The organism is Candidatus Desulfatibia sp., assembly GCF_036446775.1.
Taxonomy (GTDB): Bacteria; Desulfobacterota; Desulfobacteria; order Desulfobacterales; family UBA11574; genus Desulfatibia_A.
In genome coordinates this window covers 1-2240 of the sequence record NZ_JAZFTO010000309.1, presented here as the reverse complement: position 1 = coordinate 2240, position 2240 = coordinate 1, and the positions used below count along the sequence as shown (strand labels likewise).

Below are 2240 nucleotides of genomic sequence, written 5' to 3'. Positions count from 1 at the left end.
GTCGAACTGTTACAGGAAACTCTTAAGCCTGTTAAGGCCAGGAAAAAGACCCGAATTTCACTTGCTGCCAAAAAGCGCCGATTAAACGGAAAAAAGCGTCGAAGCAGGCTTAAACAGGAACGTGCAAAACCTACTGTTGGGACCGAATAAATTCCAATCGATTAAGAAGGTCCGATGCTATCAATATAATCGCGTAAAGATGTTAACTTCTAATATCTATCAATATCTTCGATTTGCAATTATTTTTAAAAAAGAAGAACGGGTGCGACCCCTATGGAGGTCGTTCGCAAGGTTCTCAAAAATGCGTATTAAATGGTTTATTGACACTATCACTGTATTGAAAGTAAGGTCAGGGAAAGATACATTTTATAATTAGGTATCAAAAAATAAGGTGTTATGCATGATGAAAAAGAAAAAAAGAAATAAGGCGGGGCAGGATATAGGTTCCTTTTTAGGAAAAAATATCAAGTTTGAAGGTGACCTGAAATTTTCCGGAGCTATCAGGATTGAAGGCTATGTCAAAGGAAATATTTCCGGTGAGGGGACTCTCTTGATAGATATAGAGGGCAAAGTAGAATCTGATATTTATGTCTCAGAAGTTATCAATTATGGTGAAATACATGGCAATATTATTGCTGAAGAAAAAATTGACCTGCGCGCATCCGGTACGGTTTTCGGAAATATTAAAGCTCCAGTAATTGAGATAGAAGAAGGAGCTACTTTTCAGGGAAATTGCCAAACGCATCAGATAAAACAAGTTGATGGAAAAAAAAGGTTCATTATCGACCATATTAAACCCGAACCTTAGGGCTCGCGCAAAAAGAAACAAATTCTCTGCGACCTCTGCGTCTCAGCGGTGATTATAGATTATCCACTTGTTTTTGTGGTTTTCAGGATCTCTACAATCTCGGCCGGTTCCAGCCGTCGGGTATAATCGGTATCCACAAAAGCGTGGACAATGGTGCCGTCGGTATCTATCACATAGGTTGCCGGCATCGGCAGCTCAAAGGTGTCATCACCATTGTAAGCAGGGATGTCAATGCCGAAGCTTGCGTATATGGGACGCAGTTCTTCCGCCAGAGAGAACACCAGGCCAAAGTCGCGGGCAACTTTATTGCCGACATCGCTCAGCACCTCGAAGGCCAGAGCGTTTTTTTCGGCGGTTGACAGAGATTTGTCGGGCAACTCAGGCGATACAGTGACAAGCTGTGCACCGAGGGCCTCGATTTCAGGAAGCGCAAGCTGCAATGACCGCAGCTCTAAATTACAGTATGGTCACCAGCCGCCGCGGTAGAAACTTAGTACCAGGGGTCCTTTGGCCAGCAGGTCGCCCAAAGAAATTTGTTCGCTTTTGGCGCTGGGAAGCTTAAAAGACGGCGCTTTATCCCCGGCCTTGAGGCTGTTGTCTTCTATGCCGGACTGCTTGAGCCGTTCAGTGTCGGCTGCCATCAGACCCCGGACTTCTGGCGGAATACGTTCGCTGGATTGTGCGATCAAATTATCGATATCTGCTTTTAAACTCATTTCTGCCCTCCTTTATTTTAAAAGTGGTGGGTCTGTTCTATTTCCCTAATTAAATACTATAAGCTTTTGGAGGGAGATTGCAAGCTGACAGCGTTCTGTTTACGGGTTGGAGTTGCTAAAATGTTTAAAGATAAAGGTATGCTGTTTAGTAACCGTTTACAGGTTCAAGGTTCGGGGCTAGTTAGTAAAGGTTAACAAAAAAAACAACCCTGAACTTCTGAACCCTGAACCTGTGAACGCCTTTGTCTTTTCTTACTAATCATCGATATTAATAATCCGGGCTTTTAAATTCTTTCCCCGTATATTGAGCAAAGCCAGAGAGGCCGGATAGCTACGGCGTGGCTGTGTAGCACTGCCGGGGTTAAGATAGAGCACTCCGCTTTGCTCCACAATAGAAGGACAATGCAGGTGGCCGAAGATTACGGCATCAAAGCCGGCTTTGGACGGAGCAAAGTCGATTCTGTGAATATCATGAATTACATACAGTAGAACGTCGCCGACTTCCACAGCCTCCTTATCGGGAAGACCCTGTAAGTCTTCAGCACCGTCCATGTTGCCGCGCACAGCCACGACCGGTGCGAGTGATTGCAGTTCGTCTATAACTTCGATGTTGCCGACATCTCCAGCATGGATGATCAGGTCAACGCCTTTAAGGGCTGCGGTCGCTGCCGGCAGAAGCACGCCGTGGGTGTCAGCGATGGCACCCACGAGCAAAT

The 2240-nt window shown here is 45.4% G+C and carries 3 protein-coding genes and 1 pseudogene; 1 reads left to right on the top strand and 3 read right to left on the bottom strand.

Going from position 1 to position 2240, the window contains the following annotated elements:
* The first annotated feature begins 400 nt into the window (after window positions 1–400).
* Window positions 401–808 (top strand): bactofilin family protein, encoded by a 408-nt coding sequence (locus tag V3S16_RS14475; protein WP_413886156.1) that lies wholly within the window; start codon window positions 401–403, stop codon window positions 806–808.
* A 59-nt stretch (window positions 809–867) separates the two neighbouring features.
* On the opposite strand, the pseudogene V3S16_RS14470 reads toward V3S16_RS14475, so the two are convergent.
* The 3 genes and pseudogenes from V3S16_RS14470 to V3S16_RS14460 form a co-directional block, all read right to left on the bottom strand.
* Window positions 868–1263 (bottom strand): annotated as a pseudogene (locus tag V3S16_RS14470) (peroxiredoxin-like family protein); the annotation flags it as partial.
* Between the two features lie 12 nt (window positions 1264–1275).
* Window positions 1276–1524: a hypothetical protein gene (locus V3S16_RS14465; RefSeq protein WP_413886154.1), complete on the bottom strand. Its 249-nt coding sequence runs from the start codon at window positions 1522–1524 to the stop codon at window positions 1276–1278.
* Window positions 1525–1779: 255 nt separating this feature from the next.
* A partial coding sequence (locus V3S16_RS14460) for a metallophosphoesterase family protein (RefSeq protein ID WP_413886152.1) occupies window positions 1780–2240 on the bottom strand: 461 nt, incomplete at its 5' end.

Excerpts from the sequence above, each read along its gene's own strand:
- V3S16_RS14465 (WP_413886154.1), bottom strand. The coding sequence starts at position 1,524 with ATGAGTTTAAAAGCAGATATCGATAATTTGATCGCACAATCCAGCGAA.
- V3S16_RS14475 (WP_413886156.1), top strand. The coding sequence starts at position 401 with ATGATGAAAAAGAAAAAAAGAAATAAGGCGGGGCAGGATATAGGTTCC.